Consider the following 21,296-nt stretch of genomic DNA (forward strand, 5'->3'; position numbering starts at 1 on the left):
CGAGGGAGTGCCGGCGTCTGGAGGAGCGGCGGGAGCGCAGCGACCAGAGCGGGGGAAGGCGGCGGCGTTTGGCGACCGAGCCGCCGAACGCAGTGAGGCCATGAGCAGGGAGTGAGGCCATGGACTCAGAAGTAGCGCCAGCGCAGGACGTTCGGGTAGAAGAGCTCCAGGCCGGGGGTCTCCGCGATGGCCTGCTCGGCCACCTCGGGGGCGAACTCGATGCGCAGCACGGCCTCCAGGTCGGCCCGGCGCTCGAAGGTCATCGTGAGGTCGAGCGGCCGCCGCTGCCAGCCCTGGCGGACCCAGAACGCCTCCACCTCGCGCGCCGAGTACGTCGGCACCGTGCGGGAGAACCAGCGGCCGAACGGGCCGCGGGTGGCGTCGAGGTCGATGACGAACGCGGCGCCGCCGCGGCGGACGACGCGGGACAGCTCGCGCAGGCCGGGCTCGCAGCCGGGGCCGAAGAAGTAGGCCCAGCGGGCCATGGCCACGTCGACGCTGGCGTCGGCCAGCGGGAGGTCCTGGGCGGCGGCGGCGTGCACCGAGACGTTGGGCAGGTTCGCGCAGCGGCGGCGGGCCAGGCCGGCCAGGTCGCCGTGGGGCTCGACGCCGATCACGGAGGCCGCGTCGGCGGCCAGGACGGGCAGGTGGAAGCCGGTGCCGCAGCCGATGTCGAGCACGGTCGCGCCGGCCCAGGGACGCAGCTCGCGCATCGCGGCGTCGGCCGCGCCCTGGGGGTCCACGGCGCGGTTCTCCAGCTCGTAGACCTGGGGAGCGTTCCAGATGTTCGGGCTGGGGATCGCGCCTCTGGCTATCCGTGGCATGGCCCCAACCGTAGCGGGGTTCTGGGGAGCGTCTTTGGGGTGGGATGGGGGGTTGGGTAGGGCTATCTGGTGGGGCTCACGCGCCAGAGGCGCTTCTCCGGCTTAGGCTGGCAACGTGGCTGATGTCATCCGCGTGCCCAATGCGAAGATCGCATTGTCCACCGCCTCGGTATATCCAGAACGCACTCCCGACGCGTTCGAACTGGCCGCGCGCCTGGGCTACGACGGTGTCGAGATCATGGTCGGCGCCGATCCGGTGAGCCAGGACATCGACGTGATCGAGCGGCTGTCCGAGCACTATCAGGTGCCCGTCCTGGCGATCCACGCGCCCTGCCTGCTCGTGACGCAGCGGGTGTGGGGCAGAGACCCCTGGGCCAAGCTGGTCAGGGCGCAGAAGGCCGCTGAGCGCCTCGGCGCCTCGACCGTCGTGGTGCACCCGCCGTTCCGCTGGCAGCGCGACTACGCCCGCGACTTCGAGAACGGCCTGGCCCGCATGCGTGACGAGACCGATGTCACGTTCGCGGTCGAGAACATGTTCCCGCTGCGCGCCAGGGGCAACGACGTGGTGCCGTACTCGCCCGACTGGAACCCGATCGACTACGACTTCCCGCAGGTCACCCTCGACCTGTCGCACACCGCGGTGTCCGGCTCCGACGCCATGGAGATGGCCACCAAGCTCGGCGACCGGCTCGCCCACCTCCACCTGGCCGACGGCATGGGCGTGACCAACAAGGACGAGCACCTGGTCCCCGGCAGGGGCAACCAGCCGTGCGCCCAGATCCTGGAACGCCTGGCGAACTCCGGCTACGGCGGCCTGGTGGTGCTGGAGATCAACACCCGCAAGGCGGCCAGCCGCACCGAGCGCGTCGACGACCTGGCCGAGGCGCTCGCCTTCGCCCGTCTGCACCTGGCGGCGGCCCGATGAACGTGGGGCCGACCAGGAACGTGGGGCCGACCAGAGACCTCGCGCGGGTCTTCGACAGCGTGGCCGACGCCTACGACGCGGGCCGCCCGTCCTATCCCGACGAGATGTACCGCGTGCTCACCGAGGTGACCGGGATCGAGCTCGACGGCGCCACCACGATCGACGTGGGCGCGGGCACGGGCATCCTGACGCACGCGCTGCGGGCTCGCGGCTCCCGGGTGATCGCGGTCGATCCGGGGGCGGAGATGCTGGCCCGGCTGGTCACGCGGATCGACGGCGAGCCGCCCGCGGTCGCCGCGGTGATCGCCGACGGCAACGCGCTGCCGCTGGCCGACGGGGTGGCCGACCTGGTGACGTACGCCCAGTCGTGGCACTGGCTCGATCCGGTCGTCTCGATCGCTGAGGCCAGGCGGGTGCTGCGGCCCGGCGGCGCGATCGCGGGCTGCTGGAACCTGCACCACGCGGCGCAGGCCGAGTGGCTGGCCGCCTACGAGGCGCGGCTGGCCGAGGCGGTGCCCACGTACTGGGGGCCGGCGGTCGAGGAGTGGTCGGTGCCGCCGATCGCCGCGGCCTTCGAGGTGGTCCAGGAGCGCTGGATCCCGTGGACGCGGCTGGTCGGCATCGAGGACTTCCTGCTCGACCTGCGCTCCCACTCGTACATGGCGGCGCTGTCGCCGGAGGCGGCCGACGAGCTGGTCGGGCGGCAGCGCGGGGAGCTCAGGAAGGCTTTCCCGGAGGGCGTGCTGTCGGTGCCGATGCGGGTGTACCTGGCGGTGGGCCGGTGACCGGCGGGGCGCGGCCATGAGCAACGTACGACGCCGGCCCGGCCGCAGGCCCGGGTCGGCCGACACGCGCGGCGAGATCCTGACGGCGGCGCGGCGGGTGTTCGCCGAGAAGGGCTTCGACAAGGCCACCGTGCGCGGGATCGCGCGGGAGGCCAAGGTCGACCCGGCTCTGGTCCACCACTACTTCGAGACCAAGGAGGGCATGTTCGCGGCGGCCATGCAGTTGCCGATCACCCCCGACGAGGTCGTCCCGCTGTTGCTGGACGGCCCGCGCGAGGAGATCGGCGAGCGGCTGGTGCGGATGATCCTGCGGGTGACCGCCGAGCCGGCGACCCGCGAGCCGATGATCGCCCTGATGCGCTCGGCGCTCACGAACGAGCAGGCGGCGGCGATGTTCCGCGAGTTCATCACCAACGCGCTGCTCTTCCAGGTGGCCGACCGCCTTGGTGTTCCGCACCTACGCATCGAGGCGGCTTTTGGCCAGATGTACGGCGTGATCATGGGTCGCTACGTGATCCAATTGGAGCCGCTGGCCAGCGCCGATCCGGAGGAACTGGTCGAGCTGATCGCGCCGACCATACAGAGGTACTTCACGGCGTAGAGCATTGTTCTGTATAGGGCACTGACCATAGGGTATGGATGTCATCCCGGGAAGTTACTGGCCGGTAAGCTTCCTGGAAACACGTGTCCGTATGCTGGCAGCCATCGTCGTCTGTGGGAGGACCCCGTGCTCTGGGTAGCGATCATCGGGCTGGTCATGACCGTCCTGGCGGTGGCCGTCGCCGGCCGCAGGGTGTTGTTCCTGTTCAAGCTGGCGACCTCCGGGCCACCAGCGCCCGAACGCGTCGAGTACGCCAAGGAGCACGCCGCCGACGAGCTCAAGGCCCAGCTCGTCGAGGTCTTCGGCCAGAAGAAGCTGCTGAAGTGGACGCCGTCCGGCACGGCCCACTTCTTCGTCATGTGGGCGTTCTTCATCCTGCTGACCGTCTACATCGAGGCGTACGGCGCGATCATCCAGGGCGCGATCACCGGCGAGCCCGACTTCCACATCCCGCTCATCGGCACCTGGGGCGTGCTCGGCTTCCTCCAGGACTTCATCGCGGTCGCGTGTCTGCTCGGCCTGGTCGCCTTCGCGATCATCCGGGTCAAGAACTCGCCCAAGACGCTGGGCCGCAAGTCGCGTTTCTCCGGCTCGCACCTCGGCGGCGCGTGGCTCGTCCTGTTCATGATCTTCAACATCATCTGGACGCTGTTCCTGGCCCGCGGCGCCTCGGCGGCCAACGGCAACTTCCCCTACTCCTCCGGCGCGTTCGTCTCCCTGGCGCTCGGCGACGCGCTGCCGGCCAGCCCGCTGCTGGAGGAGATCGCGCTGCTCCTGCACATCGGCTTCATGCTGGTGTTCCTGGTCATCGTGGTGAACTCCAAGCACCTGCACATCTTCACCGCGCCGCTCAACGTGCTGTTCTCCCGGCGTCCCAACGGGCTCGGCGCCGCGTCGGAGCTGCGCGTCGACGGCAAGCTCGTCGACTTCGAGGACGAGGAGCTCGACGCCGAGCGCCTGGGCCGCGGCAAGATCGGCGACACCACCTGGAAGGGCTTCCTCGACTTCTACTCCTGCACCGAGTGCGGCCGCTGTCAGTCGCAGTGCCCGGCCTGGAACACCGACAAGCCGCTCTCGCCCAAGATGCTCATCCTCGACCAGCGCGACCACGCCTTCAAGGTGGCCCCGTACCTGATGGCCGCGAGCACCGAGCACGCCGACACCGACGTGCTCGCGCTGCTGGAGAAGCCGCTCGTCGGCGAGGACGGCGTCATCCACCCCGACGTGCTGTGGTCGTGCACCAACTGCGGCGCCTGCGTCGAGCAGTGCCCGGTGGACATCGAGCACATCGACCACATCCTCGACATGCGCCGCTACCAGGTCATGGTGGAGTCGTCGTTCCCGTCCGAGGCGGGGGTGATGGTGAAGAACCTGGAGAACAAGGGCAACCCGTGGGGCATGTCCGAGATGAAGCGGGCCGACTGGATCGAGGAGCTCGACTTCGAGGTCGAGCTGGTCGAGGAGAAGATGCCCGAGGACGCTGAGTACCTGTTCTGGGTGGGCTGCGCCGGCGCCCTGGAGGACCGCGCCAAGAAGACCACCAAGGCGGTCGCCGAGCTGCTGCACATCGCGGGCGTGAAGTTCGCGGTGCTCGGCCCGATGGAGGCGTGCACCGGCGACCCGGCCCGCCGTCTGGGCATGGAGTACCTGTTCAACATGCTCGCCCAGCAGAACATCGAGACGCTCAACGAGGCCGGCGTCAAGAAGATCGTCGCGACCTGCCCCCACTGCTTCAACACGCTGGCCAACGAGTACCCGCAGCTCGGCGGCACCTACGAGGTCGTGCACCACACGCAGCTGCTGTCGAAACTGGTGGACGAGGGCCTGCTCACCCCGGTCACGCCGATCGAGGAGAAGATCACTTACCACGACCCGTGCTTCCTCGGCCGCCACAACAAGGTCTACTCCCAGCCCCGCGACATCATGTCGAAGGTGCCCGGCGTCCAGACCCAGGAGATGCACCGCCACAAGGACCGCGGCTTCTGCTGCGGCGCGGGCGGCGCGCGCATGTGGATGGAGGAGCGCATCGGCAAGCGCATCAACACCGAGCGGGTCGACGAGGCGCTCACCACGAATCCCGACACCGTCTCGACCGCGTGCCCGTTCTGCATGGTGATGCTCGGCGACGCGATCAACGAGAAGAAGAACAACGGCGAGGCCAAGGAATCGCTGGAAGTCGTGGACGTCGCGCAGCTGTTGATCAAATCGGTCAAGGGCGCTTCCTGACCACGAAAAGTCGGACTCCTCTACAGGCTCTGTAGAGGAGTTCCGCACGTCACGGGCCTCCTCGCTGGAAATCTCCCATCCACATAACGGGAAAATCACGGTAACCTCAACGTCGCATGGCCTTATTCGACGGGGAGGGGGCTAGTGATGCGCGTCGTGGTCACGGACGCCGAAGTCACCCTGGCCGACGTGCTCTCCCTGCGACTCGCCATCGATGAGCCCCTGCGTGACGGCACCGAGCTCGTGCTGCGCCATCGCGCCACGGGGGTCGAGCGCGACGTGCGCCTGGGCCGCACCGGAAGCCGGACGCGGGAGGCCACGCTGGCCGTCTCGCTGGCGCCGCTGGAGCTGACCGCCGGCCGCTGGGACGCCTACCTGCGGCACGAGGGCAGCCGCAGCAGGCTGCGCAGCGTCGACCCGGGGTTCTCGCTCGACCACCTCGACGCGTACGCGCTGTGCCGGCGGACGCTGGCCTACCGGTCGTACCGGACGCGGAACGGGTTTCTGGCCCTGAAGATAGCCGACGCCGCGCCGGTGGCCGAGGTGCGGGCGATCTGGTTCAGGGAGGGCCGGTTCGAGGTGACGGGGCTGCTGGCGTACACCGGGCTGGAGGACGACGACGCGCGCCGCGAGGCCACGCTCACCCTCGACCGCAGGCCGACCAGGGAACGGGTGTCGGCCAACGCCACCGTCCAGGGGGTGCGCTTCCACGCGGCGGTGTCGCTGGTGAACGTGGTCGAGGCCGACCCCGACACGGCCGGCACCTGGGAGCCCGCGCTGGAGGTCGAGGGCGTGCCCACGCCGCTGCGGCTCGGCGCCTGGCTCGACGACGTCGACGGCAAACGAAGACGGCTGCACTATCCCTCGGCCGAGATCGACGGCGTGCCCGTCCGGCCCTGTTACACCGCCGACGACGAGCTGCGCATCGAGGTGGGCGGATGAAGGTCAGCCTGGTCCTCGCCTCGGCGTACGGCATGCGCGGCGACGTGCGCGCGACGCTCAACCTCGCCACCGCCCTGTCCGAGCGGCACGAGGTCGAGGTCATCAGCGTCCGGCGGCAGAAGGAGAAGCCGTTCTTCCCCGTCGGCTCCAAGGTGGCCATGCGCAGCCTGGTCGACGCCCGTCCGGGGGTGCGCCACCTGCTGCCGCGCGGCCAGATGCGCACCGAGATGGCGCTCTGGCGGCTGCTGCGCGGGCTCAGGTCCGACGTGCTGATCACCACCCGGCCGGGCATCGGCGTCCAGGTGGCGCGGCATGCTCCACGTGAAACCATCAAGATCGCCAGGGAGTGGGGGCGGCCCGCCGTCCCCGGGCCCGTGCAGCGGCTCTATCCGCGCCTCGACGCCGTCGTGACGGCCACGGAGTCGGCCCAGGAGGAGTGGGGCAGGCTGCTCGGCGACGGGTCCGCCGTCCACTCCGTGCCGGACGCGCTGCCGGGCGGCCCGTGGCCGCGGTCGCGGATGGACAACCGGATCGTGGCGGCCGGGGGCCGGTGGGTGTCGGTCAAGGCGTACGACCGGCTGATCAGGGCGTTCGCGATCGTGGCGGACAAGCGTCCCGACTGGCGGCTGCGGCTCTACGGCGGCGGCCCGGAGGAGCGGCGGCTGCGGTCCCTGGTGAACGAGCTCGACCTGCACAACCACGTCTACTTCATGGGCGTCACGCCCGACCTGGCGGGGGAGTTCGCCAAGGCGTCGATCGTGGCCAACCCCTCCCGCAGCGAAGACCTGGGCATGACCGTGCTGGAGGCCATGGGGTGCGGGGTGCCGGTGGTGGCCTTCGAGGGCGCCCGGGGGCCCAGGGAGTTCGTGGCGACCGGCTACAACGGCGTGCTGGTGCCCGAGAGCGAGAGCGAGGCGCAGCACTTCGCGGGCGCGCTGCTCGCGCTCATCGACGACGAGCGCCGCCGGCGCTCGCTCGCGGCCGGAGCCCTCGACACCGCCGTCCGTCATTCGGCCGAGGAAGTCGCCGAACAGTGGGAGAAGCTGCTGTCAGATCTCCGCTAGCTCATACGGGTTACGGGTACCGTAGAAGCATGCATGGGTACAGCGGAGACAAGCAGGCATATCTGACGCGCCTCCGGCGAATCGAGGGCCAGATCAGGGGCCTGCAGCGCATGGTCGACGACGATGCCTACTGCATCGACGTGCTCACCCAGGTCTCCGCGGCCACGCGGGCCCTTCAGGCCGTGGCGCTCGGGCTGCTGGAGGAGCACATCTCCCACTGCGTCGCCGACGCGATCAACACGGGCGGCCCGGAGGCCGAGGCGAAGGTGAAGGAGGCGTCGGCCGCCATCGCCCGCCTGGTCAAGTCGTAGGGGGTCGCCTCCTCCATACGTAGGAGAGGCACACCCTCGATTGACTAGTTACCTGTAATAGCCGGGAACCACTGTCCCGGACCCCACAGGAGCCCGGGACAGGTAATTTTCGATGGTCTTCAGCGACTCGCCGAAGTCCGCAATCCGAGCGCGTCGTCGAGTTCGTCCAAGGTCAGCCGCCGCTCGCTGACAGCCACGGCCGTGAGCACCTCGGCGTAGAGCGCAATCTCGTCCAACGCGACACGGTCGTGGACCCGAGAGTCCAGGTCGTCGTGCCCCACCGCGTCGTCCTTCCTTCCGCAGCCCACACCCTCTACGAGGTTACGGCGAGGGCCCTTCCGGCGACATGGCCCATCGGAGTCATTCCTTTCGGCGTCACGGGGGCCCCACAGGGATCATTTCCCGAAGTCGAGATCACAATTCAGCGAATTGCCCGGTGACTGAAGTGATAGAGGGATATAGGCGGAGTAAGGGTGAAATAGCGGTAATAGCGCGTTACGGGTGGCCGATGTGGTGGTCGTCGCGTTCGTGGATCAGCTCACGGACCAGCGCGCTCTGGCCGGCCAGGCCGTGCTGCGGCACCTTGGCGCCGGTCAGCCGGCCCCACGCCAGGCAGGTGGCGTACGCGGCGCCCAGCACGGCCGCCTTGCTCTCCCGGTCGGGCGGCGTCACCACCGCCGGCTGCGGCACGGGCGCCCCGCCCGGACGCACGGCGAAGCCCTCCGGCTCGGTGCGCTCGGCGGCCGACGTGCCCGTCAGCCCGGCACGCTCCAACTCCACGTACGCCCGCCGCAACCGGTGGTTCAGCCGCTCGGGCAACATCCTCCTGGAGTCCGACAGGTCGGCCAGGTACGCCGCCGCCGCCCCGGACGCGTCCTTCACGAAGCCCAGCGCCTCGACCAGGTCGTACACCGAGTGGGCGAAGTACGCGTCGGGATCGGTCTCGGGCAGCAGGGCCAGGGCCAGCCGCGGCGGGCAGCGGTCGAGCCAGGCCCGGCGCACCGCGTCGTCGCCCCGCGCGGCCGTGGCGTCGTCGCGGCCGGGCCGGCGCAGCACCGGCTCCACCATCGTGAGCAGCGCCAGCGCCCGCGGCCTGAACCGGATGTCGGACAGCAGCACCTGGGCGGTGTCGGCGATCAGCGCGGCCAGCCGGAGCGCGGCCCGCGGACGGCCGGCGCGGGTGCGCTCGGACACCAGCGTGACCAGGTCGAGCAGCGGCGGCGCGGGCAGCCAGCGCACCCATTCGTCGCCGGGCAGCGAGCGGCGCAGGTACTCGCCGAACAGGGTGATCAGACGTTCGTTGCCGTCGAAGGCCGGCGCGTACGCGCACCACATGATCGTCCCCCAGACGGCGGCGACCGTGCTCGGCACGTCGGCGGCGAAGATCTCCCCGAAGGCGGTCAGCGGGTAGTCCAGCTCCGACTTGCGCCCGGCGCCGCGGACCATCTCCGCGATCTGCTCGGTCACCACCGGCAGCACGTCGGGGCCGATGAACGCCTGGGTCGAGCCGGGCTCGGCGGCGAAGTCGGGCCCGGTGGGCACCACCTGGTCCGGCAGCGCGGCCGTGGCGTGCCCCACCTTGCGCGCCCGTTCGCCCCTGGGCGGCGGCGCGGGGTGCCAGCGGCCGTCGCCGGGGTCGTGCAGGTGCCAGCGCGCGTACGCGCCGTAGAGCCAGCGGTCGCCGTCCTGGGTCACCAGGACCCTGGCCGCCAGGACGTGCGCGCGGTCGGGCACGGACAGGCCCTGCCAGCGCGGGTCCGCGACCATCGCGCGGACCTCCGCCTCTGCCGAGGTGAACGCATCCCAGGGGCGCACGGCCGTCATCGTACTGGGCCGCCCGACGGCACCCGTCGGCATTTCACGGCAGAATGTCCGCTATGAGGGCAAAGGTGGCAGGGATGTTGGCAGTGGCGGGTGTGGTGAGCGGCTGCGGGACCGCCGCGGCGCCCACTCCCACCGGTCCCGGCGTGCTCACCGTCCAGAACGCCCAGGCGCCCGCGCCCGGCGGCGAGGTCGGATCGGCCTCCAGCGAGTTCGCCGACGCCGCGGAGCTGGCCGTGTGGAGCAAGCTGAGCGACACCGAGAAGGACGTCGACAGGATCGCCAAGCTCGACGTGAACAAGACCGCCAAGGGCGCACTCTACCTGGAGCCGAAGACCTCCACCTGGTACGACGGCTTCCGCGGCCCCTTCGTCTACCAGGAACTGGCCGGGGACATCGTCATGCACGCCCGGGTCAAGGTCACCGGCAAGAAGGGCGGCAGGCCCGCGCGCAAGTTCTCGCTCGGCGGGCTCATGGCCCGCCAGCCCGGCACGTACGACAAGCCCGCGTGGATGTCCGTCACCACCGGCACCGCCGACGCGGCCGGGCAGGTGGAGGCCAAGTTCACCCAGGACGGCAGCTCCAAGCCGCTGGAGATGGCGGTCAAGGACGGCTGGGTGGACCTCGTCCTGGCCAGGCTCGGCCGGGTCGCCGTCGCGCTTTACAAGGAGGACGGCGGCGCCTGGAAGGTGGCCAGACGCTGGCCCTCGAACCTGCCCGAGGTGCTGCAATGGGGTGTCACCGCCTACACCGACTGGGACAGCTACGGCGCGCTGAAGAAGGACGCCGCCAAGGCCAACGCCAAGCAGATCAAGGGGGTGCCCGACCTCAAGCTGACCGTCGACTTCGTCCGCTTCCTCCGCCCCGAGCTGCCGGAGTACGCCGACCCGCTCAACACCGCCTCGGTGTCGGACCAGGTCCTGATCAAACTGCTGACGCCTGCCGGTGCCTGACCGCCTTGGCTATGTAGTTGTCCGGCGTGCGGGCGAAGGAGGCCCGGTCGTCGTCGGTGAGCTCGCGCACGATCCTGCCGGGCACGCCGGCGACCAGCACCCCGGACGGGATCTTCTTGCCCGGCCCCACCAGCGCTCCCGCGGCGACCAGCGTGCCCGCGCCCACCCGGGCGCCGCCGAGCACGATCGCGCCGATGCCGACCAGCGCGCCGGTCTCGACGTGCGCGCCGTGGACCATGGCCTTGTGGCCCAGGCTGACCCGGTCCTCCAGGATCGCCGGCTGGCCGGCGTCGGCGTGCAGGCAGCACAGATCCTGTACGTTGCACTCCTCGCCGATCTCGATCCGCTCGTCGTCCCCGCGGAGGACGGAGCCGTACCAGATGCTGGAGGCCCGGCCCACCCGCACACTTCCGACCACGACGGCGCCGGGCGCGATGTACGCCTCCGGGTGGAGGTCCGGCACTGCCCCGTCGTCCAACGCTGCTATGTACATTCGTCCAATCGTAATTCCCGCCCCAGGTGTGGCGTTCCGGTTGCGGACGTGGGCAGATGGCAGGAAAGTCGTTTCCTGACGTCTCGTCGTCAGACCCTCACAACCCGCAGTTTTCCCCCGCCTCACGCAAACCCTTAGGTAACCCCCATGACAAACCAGCACGAGAGCATTCCCGATCTGATGCAAGAGGACACCTTCGAAGTCGTGATGCGCGGCTACAACCGCCGTCAGGTGCACGACTACATGATCCGTACCCGGAACCAGATCCGGGATCTGGAAGAGCGGCTGGCGCGGGCGATCGACCAGGCGGAGCAGGGCCGGGTCGAGCTGGCGGAGGCCAGGCGGCGGATGGTCGAGGCGCCCCAGAGCTACGAGGACCTCAGCCCGAGGCTCGCGCAGATCCTGAAGCTGGGCGAGGAGGAGGCCGCGGCCAAGCGCGCCGACGCGGAGGCCGAGGCGACCGCCGTGCGGGAGAGCGCCAGGGCCGAGGCCGAGCGGCTGGTGACGACGTCGCGCGAGACGTCCGACAAGATGCTGACCTCGGCGCAGGCGGAGGCCGAGCGGCGGGTGGCCGAGGCCACGCAGGCGGCCGAGCGCATGCTGGCCCAGGCCGGCGCGGACGCCGAGGAGCAGCTCGGGTCGGCCCGCAGCGAGGCCGAGGGCCTGCTGCGCGACGCGCACGCCGAGGCCGAGCGGCTGGTCGGCGGGGCGCAGGCCGAGGCGGAGCGCATGATGGCGGCCGCCCACGCGCAGGCCGAGCAGCTGGTGGCGGGGGCGCACGCGGAGGCCGAGTCGATGCTGGCGGCGGCGCGTCAGCGCACGGCCACGCTCGACGAGCACGCAGGGCGCCGGGTGGAGTACCTGACCAACACCCACACCGAGGTCGTGCGGCGGCTGACCGAGATCGGCTCGGTGCTCGGCGACCTCATGCGCACCGAGGCGGCGGCCGGGCAGCTCGTGCCGGAGTCGGCGCTGCCGCCCGCGCCGGTCGCCGCCCAGCAGCCGGCGGCCGTCCCGGCGCCCGCGCCGGAGCCCGCCATCGAGGCCGCGCCGGCCCCGCAGCCGGTCCCGCAGCAGTCCGTGCAGGACGACGTGCGGGTCATCGTCGAGGAGGACGAGGAGAAGCCGAGGGAGGGCGTCTCCGACGACACCGACGTGCACATCCTGCGGCTGGGCGAGTACCACAGCTAGCGGGTGAAGGGGCGGGGAGCGGAAGCCCCCGCCCCCGATAGGGTCGGAGACTTCCGCGTTCGTGGCCCCGTTGGGGGCCCGGTGCCGGGGCCGCCGAGACGCTGGACCCGGCACCGGGCTGCTCGCGTGCGAGCCGCGGAACGCTCCACGGCCCGCAGTCAGGGAGGAGCGGGGCCGGCCCACCAGCGGGGCTGCCGGCCGGTCCGTTCCTCCTGGTCCCGGAGCTGGTCGCGCAGGCCGTCCGGGTCGTCCGCGTCGATGGTCATCGCACATCCGGCCGCGCGCTGCGCCGCGTCGAGCGGATGGTGCCGCGTGGCCCACCAGCGGCCCGCGTCGCTCCGCCAGATGGTCCACCTGGGGTACTCCCGGGCGATCTCGGCAAGATGCCGGTCAACGGACATCCGCGCACCTCTCCCGGGCCCCAGGCGAAGGTTCCATCTCCTGAACGGTTCCATCTCCTTAGAAGATGAGGGACCTCTCTAGAGAAATCAATGATCGTGATGGACAGGTCAACCTATCGCTTGACAGATCGGGTTGAACTAGGCGTCGAAGTCGTACTGGAGTACGTATGCCGCCGAGTCCAGGACCATCTCGTTGAGCTCGACGGGTCTGCCGCCCGCCGTGTACGCGGTGCGGGCGATGACGATGACGGGGGTTCCGCCGGGCAGGTCGAGCAGCCCGGTCTCGCGGGGGCCGGGCATGCGGGCCCGCACCTCCTCGGTGAAGTGGGCCGGGGGCAGGCCCAGGTCGCCGAGTCTGGCGTAGACGCCGCCCGGCCCGGTGTCGGGCAGGGTGATGGCGCTGCCCTGGACCAGGCGGGCGGGGAAGGAGGAGGTCGCCAGCTGCACGGGCCGCCCGTCCACGGAGTAGCGGCGCCGACGCACCCACACCTCGCCGCTCTCCAGGACGCCCGCCACCTCCTCCGACGCCCGCTCCAGCACCACCTCCACCTGGTCCACGGTGAAGGGACGGCCACGGGTGTCGGCGTCCCAGATGGCACGGCCCTGACCCCACTGCTCTCGTGACAGGCGGCGCGAGCCGTGTCTGCGGATCGGTTTGAACAGGCGCACGTAGACCCCCGAACCTCGTTTGGGCACCGCCAGCCCTTCGTTGATCAGTACGGCAAGCGCCTGCCTGGCGGTGGCGCGTGCGACTGCGTAGTCGGCCATGAGCGCGTTCTCGCCCGGTAGGCGGTCCCCGTCGCGCAGTTCGCCGGACAGGATCCGGGCGCGGAGGCCGTCGGCGATGCGGCGATAAATAGGGGGCTCGTGGGGTACCGGGGATTCAGACACGTTTCGATCACCCTCTGTCACCAACCAGGTTGTGGCGTCTCCAGAGAACTTGCCCCGTCTTGTCCACGATCGCACAGATACAGAGGTTGGTCCCGAGCTTCTTTTGAGCTGATCGTGCCTGTGTGATGAATGCGAGGACGTTTATGCAGACCGTTACCGTGGAACGGTCCCGGCCGCTATCCGGGGGGCCCACCAGCGGCGAGTAACCGAGGCGGCGAGCACCGCGCCCGCGGTGTTCATGATCACGTCGTCCACGGAGGAGAACCGGCCCAGTCTCAGGGCGTACTGGAGGAACTCGACCGTGACCGAAAAGGCCGCCGCCACGGCCGCAACCCGGCCGTAGGAGGCCATCGCGGCGGTCCGTACGGGCAGCAGGGCGCCCAGCGCGGCGAACACCAGCAGATTGCCCCCGACCTGCACCGCGACCGTCTCCCACGGGGCCCCGGCGAGATCGGCGAGGTCCATGAACGGGACGAGACCGACGCCCGCCCGGCCGGTGGACGGCGTGAGGATCATCCACACCCACGGCGCGGTCCCGACGACGACGCCGACGTCGGCGAGCGAGGTGCGCAGCGGCGCCGGATGCCCGGCGCGGGCCCGGCGGCGGGCGAGCAGGATGATCGCCAGGACGGCCACGGGAAGCGCTAAAACCCCAGCGATAATGATATTTCCCCACAATTCCCATGTGCGCGCCATTTGGTCATCATCCTGGGCGGCCGAGGGGTACCGGAAGGTGTCTGTACGGACAGGTCCGCCAGGGCCCGGCTGAGGGGTGGCTCACTGTCACCGCCACCACCGGGGCCTGACGGGCCGGCGCGGTTCCCGCCCCCGCCGGACTGTTGTCTCAGCGTCGCCCGACGATCTATACCGGGAGTGAGGCTAGAGGAGGCTGCTGTGCTGACCCATTTCATCGGCGGGCTGCCGGTGGCGGCTGGCCATGCGTTCCCGGTCCACGACCCGGTGACGGGCGGGGTGATCAGGCAGGTGCACGAGGCCGACCCGGAGGTGGTCGACCGGGCGGTGCGCGCGGCCAGGGAGGCGGCGCGCGACTGGGCGGGGCTGCCGGTGGCCGAGCGGGCCGGATGGCTGCGCCGCCTCGCCGAGGGCATCGAGGTCCGCTTCGACGACCTCGTCACGGCCGAGATCGCCGACACCGGCAAGCCGCTCGGCCAGACCCGCACGCTCGACGTGCCGCGCGGCATCGCGAACTTCCGCGCGTTCGCCGAGATCGCCTCCCAGCGCCCCGACGACGCCTTCCACCTCGCCGGCGTGCTCAGCTACACCGTGCGCAGGCCGCTCGGCGTGGTCGCCGTGATCGTGCCGTGGAACCTGCCGTTCCTGCTCATGACGTGGAAGCTGGCCCCCGCCCTCGTCGCCGGCAACACCGTGGTCGTCAAGCCGTCGGAGCACACGCCCGGCTCGGCCGCGGTCTTCGCCGAGATCTGCGCCGAGGCCGGCCTGCCCCCGGGCGTGGTCAACATCATCTTCGGGCACGGCCCGGCGGGCCAGCTCCTCGTCGAGCACCCGGGCGTGGACGGCGTGACGTTCACCGGCTCGACCGCGACCGGGACGCAGATCATGAAGACCGCCGCCGACCGGGTCAAGCCGATCTCGTTCGAGCTGGGCGGCAAGAACGCCGGCCTGGTCTTCGAGGACTGCGACCTGGGCCGGGCCGTCGAGGGCACGGTGAAGTCGGTCTTCACCAACGGCGGCCAGGTGTGCCTGTGCACCGAGCGGCTCTACGTCGAGCGCACGATCTTCGAGGACTTCTGCGGCCGGCTGGCGGCGCGCGCCCAGGAGGTCGAGCTCCAGCCGATGATCTCGGCCGGGCACCGGGAGAAGGTGCTGTCCTACTACGCCCTGGCCCGCTCGGAGGGGGCCAAGGTGCTCGCGGGAGGCGGCGTCCCGACGTTCGGTGACCACCGCGATTCCGGATATTTCGTGGAACCGACGGTAATGACAGGGTTGTCGGAGTGGTCCCGTTTCAATCGAGAGGAGATCTTCGGTCCCGTGTGCCACGTGGCTCCTTTCGACAGCGAGGCCGAGGCGATCGACCTGGCCAACGGCAGCGAGTACGGCCTGGCCGCCACCCTCTGGACCACCAACCTCGACCGCGCCCATCGCGTGGCCCAGCGCCTGGAGGCGGGGCTGGTCTGGGTCAACACCTGGTACCTGCGCGACCTGCGCACCCCGTTCGGCGGCGTGAAGCTGTCGGGCATCGGCAGGGAGGGCGGCACGCAGTCGCTCGACTTCTACTCCGAGCCCACCACGATCACCATCAAACTGGAGCAACCCGATGCATGACGAATGGTCCCTGGCCGTCGACACCCGGGGACAGGCCGCCGAGCGGCTGGTCGAGGCCGCGCGTACCGGCAAGCCCTGCGCGCCGCTCAGGGACCTCATCACCACGGTGGCCGACGCCTACGAAGTGCAGGAGATCAACACCCGGCGGGCGCTGGCGGAGGGCCGGCGGCCGGTCGGCCGGAAGATCGGCGCCACCAACCCGTTGCTGCAGCGGAAGTTCGGCATCGACCACCCCGACCACGGCATGCTCTTCGCCGACATGGCCGAGCTCGACGGCCGGCCCATCAAGGCGGAGCGGTTCCTGCAGCCGCGCGCCGAGGCCGAGGTCGCGCTGGTGTTCGGCAAGGACCTGACCGAGGGGCCGTTCACGCTGGTGGACGTGCTCAGGGCGGTGGAGTTCGCGCTGCCCGCCATCGAGATCGCCGACTCGCGCATCGCCGACTGGGACATCACGATCACCGACACGGTCGCCGACAACGCCTCCTCCGGCGCGTACGTGCTCGGCGCCACGCCGAAGCGGCTGACCGACCTCGACCTCGGCGCGGCGGCGATGACCATGACCCGCGACGGCGAGGAGGTCTCGGCCGGGTCCGGAGCCGCGTGCATGGGCAACCCGCTGAACGCCGCCCTCTGGCTGGCCGGCGCGCTGGCCGCCACCGGCCACCCGCTGCGCGCCGGGGACGTCGTCCTGACCGGCGCGCTCGGCCCGGTCGTGCCGGTCGAGGCCGGGAACGTGTTCGAGGCCAGGATCGAGGGGCTCGGATCGGTGCGGGCGGTGTTCGGCACGTGAGCCGCGAGGCCATCCGCGTCCCCGGCAAGGCCGTGCCCCGGGGGCGGTTCCCGCACGTCAAGCGCGCGGGCGACTTCCTGTACGTCTCCGGCACCAGCTCCCGCAGGCCCGACGGCAGCTTCGCGGGCGCCCGCGCGGACCGGTTCGGCGTCACCGACCTGGACATCCGCGCCCAGACGCGGGCGGTCATCGAGAACATCGGCGACCTGCTCATGGCCGCCGGAGGCTCGCTCGCGGATCTCGTACAGATCACCACGTACCTGGTAAACATGAACGACTTCAAGGGCTACAACGAGGTGTACGCCGAATTCTTCGACGAGGACGGTCCGACCAGGACCACGGTGGCGGTGCACCAGCTCCCGCACCCGCACCTGCTCATCGAGATGCAGGCCGTCGCCTACCATCCACAGGAGCGACCATGATTCCCCCCATTGACTTCACCAAGTGGATCGACGAGCACGCCCACCTGCTCAAGCCGCCGGTCGGCAACAAGGTGGTCTTCGAGGGGGCCGGCGACTTCATCGTGATGGTGGTCGGCGGGCCCAACTCCAGGACCGACTTCCACGTCGATCCGTACGAGGAGCTGTTCTACCAGGTGCGCGGCAACATGCACGTGAACGTGGTGACCGAGAACGGCCCGGAGACCGTGCACGTCAGGGAGGGGCAGATGTGGCTGCTGCCGGCGCGCATGCCGCACTCGCCGCAGCGCCCGGAGGCCGGGTCCGTCGGGCTGGTGGTGGAGCGCATCAGGCCCGAGGGCGAGCTGGAGAAGTTCCAGTGGTACTGCGCGGAGTGCGGCGCCAAGGTCCACGAGGTCGAGCTCCAGGTGCGCGACATCGTCAAGGACCTGCCGCCGGTCTTCGAGGCGTTCTACGGCGACGAGAAGGCCCGCACGTGTGACCGGTGCGGCGCGCTGCACCCCGGCAAGGGCTAGCTGGCCACCGACGCCCGCGCGCCGCGCGTGCCCGGGGCGTCGGGCGAGGGCTGAAGGGGGCTCCCATGCGCGTTGCCGTGCTGGGGCTGGTCGCGCTGATGGTCGCCGGCTGCGGCGGCGCGGTGCCCCTCGCCGCGGAGGACGAGCCCGTACGGGTCGGCGCGATCATCTCGCAGACCGGCGTGTACGCCGCCCTCGGCGACGACATGGAGACCGCCATGCGGCTCTACCTGGACGACCACCACGGCCTGCTCGGCGGCCGGCCGGCCCGGCTGGTCGTGGCCGACGACGCCGGCAGCCCGGAGATCGGCGCGGAGCAGGCCAGGAAGCTGATCGACGGCGGGGCCGACGTGCTCACCGGCCTGCTCGCCTCGCCGGTGGCCGTCTCGGTGGTCAAGGAGGCGGCCGGCACCCCGGTGGTGATCGCGAACGCGGGCGCCGACCAGCTCGGCGGGCCCGGCGTCTTCCGGGTGTCCTACACCAACCGCGCCCACGGCTACGCGGCCGGCCGGTACGCCGCCGAGCACTACGCCGGCCAGGACGTGGTGCTCATGGCCCCCGACTACTCCGCGGGCGCCGAGACCCTGACCGGCTTCGCCGAGGGATACGGCGCCGGGCCGCTCAAGCGCATCCTGACGCCGTTCGGCGGGCAGGCCGACCTGGAGCCGTACCTGGCGCGCATACCGCGCGAGGCGCGGCTTCTGTACGCCTTCTACGCGGGCGGGGAGGCGGTCGCGTTCGTCAAGGCGTTCAGGCGGTTCGGCTACGATGCCAGGATCAAGCTGCTGGCCTGCCAGAACCTGGCCGACGAGGACGTCCTGCGCGCGGTCGGCCGGGACGCCGAGGGCATGGTCAGCATCGGGCTCTGGTCGCCCGCGCTGCGGAACCCGGCCAACGCCGCGTTCGTGGCGGGGTGGCGGGCGCGTACCGGGCGGAACCCGTCCGCGGTCGCGCTGCAGAGCTGGGACGCGATGCGGCTGATCGATCGGGCGGCGGCCGCGGGCGGCGACCTGACGAGGGCGCTGGCCGGGGTGCGGGAGCTGGACGGCCCGCGGGGGTCGCTCCGCCTGGACTCGGCGCACAATCCGGTGCAGAACTGGTACGTCCGCCAGTACCAGAATGGTGTAAACCGGATAATCGCCACCATCTCGCCCTCGTAAGGAGCACAACCGGTGCTGGACCGCGACGCCTGCCTCGCCCTCGACGCCGACGATCCGCTGCGGCCGTTCAGGGACGAGTTCGCCCTGCCCGAAGGGGTCGTCTACCTCGTGGGCAACTCGCTCGGCGCGATGCCCCGCCGCGCCGCGGAACGGGTGCGCCGCACGGTCGAGGACGAGTGGGGCGGCCAGCTGGTCGGGGGCTGGAACGCGGCCGGCTGGTACGACCAGCCGCTGACCGCCGGCGACCGGCTCGCGCCGCTGATCGGGGCCGGCCCCGGCCAGGTCGTCGTGGGCAACACCACCACGATCGCCGCCTACCAGGCGCTGGCCGCCGCCGTACGGCTGCGCCCCGGCCGCAAGGTGATCGTCTCCGACCCGCGGAACTTCCCCACCGACCACTACATCGCCCAGGGCCTGGCCCGGCTGCTCGGCGACTACGAGGTGCGCGACTACGCCGAGGGCCGCTTCGACGACGCGGCCGTGGTGCTGCTGTCGGAGGTGGACTACCGCACCGGCGCCCGGCGGCATGTACCCTCGGTGACCGCCCAGGTCCAGGCGGCCGGGGCGCTCATGGTCTGGGACGTGTGCCACAGCGTGGGCGCCATGGAGGTGGACGTGTCGCAGGCCGACTTCGCGGTCGGGTGCACGTACAAGTACCTCAACGCCGGACCCGGCGCGCCCGCCTTCCTCTACGTCAACCCGCGCCACCACGCCACCGCCGAGAACGTGCTGTCCGGCTGGCACGGCCACGCCGAGCCGTTCGCCTTCGAGACCGGCTACCGCCCGGCCGAGGGCATCCGGCGCTTCGCGGTCAGCACGCCGCACGTGGTGTCCTTCGCCGCGCTGGAGGCGGCGCTGGACATCTGGGAGCGGGTGCCGATGGCGCAGGTCCGGGCCAAGAGCGTCGCCCTGACCTCGCTCTTCGTCGACCTGGTCGGCGACGCGCTCAAGCTGGTCTCGCCCGCCGAGCCGGACGCGCGCGGCAGCCAGGTCTGCTTCCACCACCCCGACGGCTACCCGGTCATGCGGGCCCTCATCGACCGGGGGGTGCACGGCGACTTCCGCGCGCCCGACGTCCTGAGGTTCGGCTTCGCGCCGCTCTACATCGGCTACGCCGACGTCCACGACGCGGCCACCACGCTGCTGGAGGTGCTGGACAAGGAGCTGTGGCGGGACGAGCGGTACGCCCGGCGGCTCGCGGTCACCTGATCGGGCGAGTCCCCTCCCTCCTGGGAGCGAGCTGGAACATCGCTGTCGTCGGCGATCCGCCGCCAGGGGGTCCCCGGCCAGGATTGTCCCATCGAAAGCCGATGTGACCTGGAGAGATCCCCATGAAGCGCACCCGTCTGGCCGCCGCCGTCCTGGCCCTGTCCGCTCTGTCCGCCCTGACCGTGGGCGCCCCCGCCCTCGCCCATGCGGAGGTGGGCGCCCACAGCGCCGCCGACGCCGTCCAGGTGCCGCCGATCAACGAGGCGGCGCTGAGGAAGAGCATCGCCGGGCTGCCCGCGGCCGACGCCACCGCGGCCGAGGTCAGGGTCAGCGGCTCGGCCGGCTCCTGGCACGGCGTCTCCGGCGTCACCGATCTGCGCGGGAAGCACCCGGCCAGGGAGGGGGCCAGGTTCCGGGCGGGCAGCGTGACCAAGGTGCTGACCACGGCGGTGGTGCTCCAGCTCGTGGCCGAGGGCAGGGTCTCCCTCGACCGCACGGTCCAGGACTACCTGCCGGGGCTGCTGCCCGCCGACTACCCGCCGGTCAAGCTGGCCCAGGTGCTCAACCACACCAGCGGCCTGCCCGCGCCGAAGTCGGAGGGCGGCTTCGAGCGGGTCTACGCCGACCGCTTCAAGACGATCACCCCGCGGGAGTACGTCCGCCAGGCCGTGCTCAACCCGATCGAGTTCACCCCCGGGACCAGGCAGCACTACCTCAACATCAACACCTTCGTCGAGGGCCTGGTGATCGAGAAGGTCACCGGCAGGTCGTACGAGCAGGAGGTCGGCGCCCGGATCCTGCGCCCGCTCGGCATGAACCAGAGCTACTTCCCCGGCAGGTCCGTCAAGATCCACGGTCGGCACAACCAGGGTTACCAGGTCGTCCCCAAGGGCTTCCCCGACTCCTTCCCCTACGGCGGCGCGTACGTCGTGGACGTCACCGAGATGGAGGTCACCTCCACCTGGGCCTCGGGCGACCTCATCACCACCACCGCCGACCTGGAGAAGTTCACCAAGGCGCTGTTCGGCGGCGAACTCGTGCCCGCCGAGCAGCTGAAGCCGATGTTCGCGGTGCCGAAGGTGACCATGTACGGCACCGACGGCGAGCCGGCCCACTACACCTCGGGGCTGACCGAGCTGACGCTGCCCGGCGGCATCGTCGCGTACGGCAAGACCGGCGCCCGCTACGGCAGCTCCGCCGGCATCGGCGCCACCCAGGACCTGAGCCGCGTCGTGGTCTTCTCGGTCAACTCCACCGACGCCAAGGCCCAGGGCCAGAACGAACGCGGCCTCGGCATCGCACTGGCGGCCTTCGCGAAGTAGGTCAGGGGCCTCATGGTGGCTTTGGTCACAGAGGTCCCTTATCGCCTCTCCTGGCGTGTTTCGGCGAACTGATCCAGATATCATGACCTCTGCCCACAAGGCACTGACGATGTTCGCCCGCGTGACCGTGCGACCTCCGCACACCCGGC

At 70.9% G+C, this 21,296-nt stretch carries 23 protein-coding genes; 16 read left to right on the plus strand and 7 right to left on the minus strand.

Annotated features, from left to right (window positions below; genetic code table 11):
• Positions 1-125 precede the first annotated feature (125 nt).
• Positions 126-824, minus strand: a complete 699-nt coding sequence (locus AB0J76_RS05630) for a class I SAM-dependent methyltransferase (RefSeq protein ID WP_352327384.1) — start codon at positions 822-824, stop codon at positions 126-128.
• 115 nt (positions 825-939) lie between these two features.
• Between AB0J76_RS05630 and AB0J76_RS05635 the strand changes: the two genes are divergently transcribed.
• The 7 genes from AB0J76_RS05635 (at position 940) to AB0J76_RS05665 (ending at position 7,678) form a co-directional block, all read left to right on the plus strand.
• The gene (locus tag AB0J76_RS05635) at positions 940-1,749 is read left to right on the plus strand and encodes a sugar phosphate isomerase/epimerase (RefSeq protein ID WP_352327383.1); all 810 of its coding nucleotides are present in this window, start codon (positions 940-942) and stop codon (positions 1,747-1,749) included.
• Positions 1,746-2,534, plus strand: coding sequence for a class I SAM-dependent methyltransferase (locus tag AB0J76_RS05640; protein WP_352327382.1), 789 nt, complete (start codon positions 1,746-1,748; stop codon positions 2,532-2,534). Before AB0J76_RS05635 ends, AB0J76_RS05640 begins: the two co-directional genes overlap by 4 nt.
• 16 nt (positions 2,535-2,550) lie before the next feature.
• Entirely contained in the window at positions 2,551-3,135 is a 585-nt protein-coding gene (locus AB0J76_RS05645; protein ID WP_352327381.1) for a TetR family transcriptional regulator, read from the plus strand.
• A gap of 126 nt (positions 3,136-3,261) precedes the next feature.
• Positions 3,262-5,361, plus strand: a complete 2,100-nt coding sequence (locus tag AB0J76_RS05650) for a (Fe-S)-binding protein (protein WP_352327380.1) — start codon at positions 3,262-3,264, stop codon at positions 5,359-5,361.
• Between the two features lie 147 nt (positions 5,362-5,508).
• Positions 5,509-6,303, plus strand: a complete 795-nt coding sequence (locus AB0J76_RS05655; protein ID WP_352327379.1) for a hypothetical protein — start codon at positions 5,509-5,511, stop codon at positions 6,301-6,303.
• Entirely contained in the window at positions 6,300-7,367 is a 1,068-nt protein-coding gene (locus tag AB0J76_RS05660; protein ID WP_352327378.1) for a glycosyltransferase, read from the plus strand. Before AB0J76_RS05655 ends, AB0J76_RS05660 begins: the two co-directional genes overlap by 4 nt.
• Positions 7,368-7,396: 29 nt before the next feature.
• A complete protein-coding gene (locus AB0J76_RS05665; RefSeq protein WP_352327377.1) occupies positions 7,397-7,678 on the plus strand; it encodes a metal-sensitive transcriptional regulator in 282 nt (93 codons plus the stop codon).
• Between the two features lie 119 nt (positions 7,679-7,797).
• On the opposite strand, the gene AB0J76_RS05670 is transcribed toward AB0J76_RS05665, so the two are convergent.
• Both AB0J76_RS05670 and AB0J76_RS05675 read right to left on the minus strand, forming a co-directional pair.
• Complete coding sequence (locus AB0J76_RS05670; protein ID WP_020540796.1) at positions 7,798-7,959, minus strand: hypothetical protein; 162 nt, start codon at positions 7,957-7,959, stop codon at positions 7,798-7,800.
• A gap of 214 nt (positions 7,960-8,173) precedes the next feature.
• Entirely contained in the window at positions 8,174-9,502 is a 1,329-nt protein-coding gene (locus AB0J76_RS05675; protein ID WP_352327385.1) for a hypothetical protein, read from the minus strand.
• Between the two features lie 74 nt (positions 9,503-9,576).
• Between AB0J76_RS05675 and AB0J76_RS05680 the strand changes: the two genes are divergently transcribed.
• Entirely contained in the window at positions 9,577-10,452 is an 876-nt protein-coding gene (locus tag AB0J76_RS05680) for a hypothetical protein (RefSeq protein ID WP_352327376.1), read from the plus strand.
• Here AB0J76_RS05680 and AB0J76_RS05685 read toward each other — a convergent pair.
• Entirely contained in the window at positions 10,424-10,945 is a 522-nt protein-coding gene (locus AB0J76_RS05685; RefSeq protein WP_352327375.1) for a gamma carbonic anhydrase family protein, read from the minus strand. The two genes, AB0J76_RS05680 and AB0J76_RS05685, sit on opposite strands and share 29 nt — an antisense overlap.
• Positions 10,946-11,092: 147 nt before the next feature.
• Between AB0J76_RS05685 and AB0J76_RS05690 the strand changes: the two genes are divergently transcribed.
• Positions 11,093-12,136 (plus strand): hypothetical protein, encoded by a 1,044-nt coding sequence (locus tag AB0J76_RS05690; protein WP_352327374.1) that lies wholly within the window; start codon positions 11,093-11,095, stop codon positions 12,134-12,136.
• Between the two features lie 158 nt (positions 12,137-12,294).
• Here AB0J76_RS05690 and AB0J76_RS05695 read toward each other — a convergent pair whose 3' ends face one another.
• The 3 genes from AB0J76_RS05695 to AB0J76_RS05705 form a co-directional block, all read right to left on the minus strand.
• Positions 12,295-12,537: a hypothetical protein gene (locus tag AB0J76_RS05695; protein ID WP_352322973.1), complete on the minus strand. Its 243-nt coding sequence runs from the start codon at positions 12,535-12,537 to the stop codon at positions 12,295-12,297.
• A gap of 138 nt (positions 12,538-12,675) precedes the next feature.
• The gene (locus AB0J76_RS05700; RefSeq protein WP_352322974.1) at positions 12,676-13,428 is read right to left on the minus strand and encodes a GntR family transcriptional regulator; all 753 of its coding nucleotides are present in this window, start codon (positions 13,426-13,428) and stop codon (positions 12,676-12,678) included.
• A gap of 153 nt (positions 13,429-13,581) precedes the next feature.
• A complete protein-coding gene (locus AB0J76_RS05705; protein ID WP_352322975.1) occupies positions 13,582-14,064 on the minus strand; it encodes a VanZ family protein in 483 nt (160 codons plus the stop codon).
• Between the two features lie 258 nt (positions 14,065-14,322).
• On the opposite strand from AB0J76_RS05705, the gene AB0J76_RS05710 reads away from it, so the two are divergent.
• From AB0J76_RS05710 to AB0J76_RS05740, 7 genes are all read left to right on the plus strand, one after another.
• Positions 14,323-15,732 (plus strand): aldehyde dehydrogenase family protein, encoded by a 1,410-nt coding sequence (locus AB0J76_RS05710; RefSeq protein ID WP_352322976.1) that lies wholly within the window; start codon positions 14,323-14,325, stop codon positions 15,730-15,732.
• Positions 15,725-16,522 carry a fumarylacetoacetate hydrolase family protein gene (locus AB0J76_RS05715; protein WP_352322977.1) on the plus strand — a complete coding sequence of 266 codons (798 nt, stop codon included), beginning with the start codon at positions 15,725-15,727 and terminating at the stop codon, positions 16,520-16,522. The genes AB0J76_RS05710 and AB0J76_RS05715 overlap by 8 nt, the downstream gene beginning before the upstream one ends.
• Positions 16,519-16,944 carry a RidA family protein gene (locus tag AB0J76_RS05720; protein ID WP_352322978.1) on the plus strand — a complete coding sequence of 142 codons (426 nt, stop codon included), beginning with the start codon at positions 16,519-16,521 and terminating at the stop codon, positions 16,942-16,944. Before AB0J76_RS05715 ends, AB0J76_RS05720 begins: the two co-directional genes overlap by 4 nt.
• Complete coding sequence (locus AB0J76_RS05725; RefSeq protein ID WP_352322979.1) at positions 16,941-17,456, plus strand: 3-hydroxyanthranilate 3,4-dioxygenase; 516 nt, start codon at positions 16,941-16,943, stop codon at positions 17,454-17,456. Before AB0J76_RS05720 ends, AB0J76_RS05725 begins: the two co-directional genes overlap by 4 nt.
• 65 nt (positions 17,457-17,521) lie before the next feature.
• Positions 17,522-18,616, plus strand: a complete 1,095-nt coding sequence (locus tag AB0J76_RS05730; RefSeq protein WP_352322980.1) for an ABC transporter substrate-binding protein — start codon at positions 17,522-17,524, stop codon at positions 18,614-18,616.
• A 12-nt stretch (positions 18,617-18,628) separates the two neighbouring features.
• Positions 18,629-19,825: a kynureninase gene (kynU, locus tag AB0J76_RS05735; protein WP_352322981.1), complete on the plus strand. Its 1,197-nt coding sequence runs from the start codon at positions 18,629-18,631 to the stop codon at positions 19,823-19,825.
• Between the two features lie 122 nt (positions 19,826-19,947).
• The gene (locus AB0J76_RS05740; RefSeq protein ID WP_352322982.1) at positions 19,948-21,147 is read left to right on the plus strand and encodes a serine hydrolase domain-containing protein; all 1,200 of its coding nucleotides are present in this window, start codon (positions 19,948-19,950) and stop codon (positions 21,145-21,147) included.
• The last annotated feature ends 149 nt before the right edge of the window (positions 21,148-21,296 follow it).

This window comes from Nonomuraea sp. NPDC049624 (assembly GCF_040675255.1).
Taxonomy (GTDB): domain Bacteria; phylum Actinomycetota; class Actinomycetes; order Streptosporangiales; family Streptosporangiaceae; genus Nonomuraea.

Bases quoted from the DNA above. Each gene is read 5' to 3' on its own strand.
- AB0J76_RS05665 (WP_352327377.1), top strand. From the start codon at position 7,397: ATGCATGGGTACAGCGGAGACAAGCAGGCATATCTGACGCGCCTCCGG.
- AB0J76_RS05690 (WP_352327374.1), top strand. From the start codon at position 11,093: ATGACAAACCAGCACGAGAGCATTCCCGATCTGATGCAAGAGGACACC.
- AB0J76_RS05695 (WP_352322973.1), bottom strand. From the start codon at position 12,537: ATGTCCGTTGACCGGCATCTTGCCGAGATCGCCCGGGAGTACCCCAGG.
- AB0J76_RS05645 (WP_352327381.1), top strand. From the start codon at position 2,551: ATGAGCAACGTACGACGCCGGCCCGGCCGCAGGCCCGGGTCGGCCGAC.
- AB0J76_RS05675 (WP_352327385.1), bottom strand. From the start codon at position 9,502: ATGACGGCCGTGCGCCCCTGGGATGCGTTCACCTCGGCAGAGGCGGAG.
- AB0J76_RS05655 (WP_352327379.1), top strand. From the start codon at position 5,509: ATGCGCGTCGTGGTCACGGACGCCGAAGTCACCCTGGCCGACGTGCTC.
- AB0J76_RS05640 (WP_352327382.1), top strand. From the start codon at position 1,746: ATGAACGTGGGGCCGACCAGGAACGTGGGGCCGACCAGAGACCTCGCG.
- AB0J76_RS05630 (WP_352327384.1), bottom strand. From the start codon at position 824: ATGCCACGGATAGCCAGAGGCGCGATCCCCAGCCCGAACATCTGGAAC.
- AB0J76_RS05685 (WP_352327375.1), bottom strand. From the start codon at position 10,945: ATGTACATAGCAGCGTTGGACGACGGGGCAGTGCCGGACCTCCACCCG.
- AB0J76_RS05740 (WP_352322982.1), top strand. From the start codon at position 19,948: ATGAAGCGCACCCGTCTGGCCGCCGCCGTCCTGGCCCTGTCCGCTCTG.
- AB0J76_RS05715 (WP_352322977.1), top strand. From the start codon at position 15,725: ATGCATGACGAATGGTCCCTGGCCGTCGACACCCGGGGACAGGCCGCC.
- AB0J76_RS05680 (WP_352327376.1), top strand. From the start codon at position 9,577: ATGTTGGCAGTGGCGGGTGTGGTGAGCGGCTGCGGGACCGCCGCGGCG.
- AB0J76_RS05725 (WP_352322979.1), top strand. From the start codon at position 16,941: ATGATTCCCCCCATTGACTTCACCAAGTGGATCGACGAGCACGCCCAC.
- AB0J76_RS05730 (WP_352322980.1), top strand. From the start codon at position 17,522: ATGCGCGTTGCCGTGCTGGGGCTGGTCGCGCTGATGGTCGCCGGCTGC.
- AB0J76_RS05660 (WP_352327378.1), top strand. From the start codon at position 6,300: ATGAAGGTCAGCCTGGTCCTCGCCTCGGCGTACGGCATGCGCGGCGAC.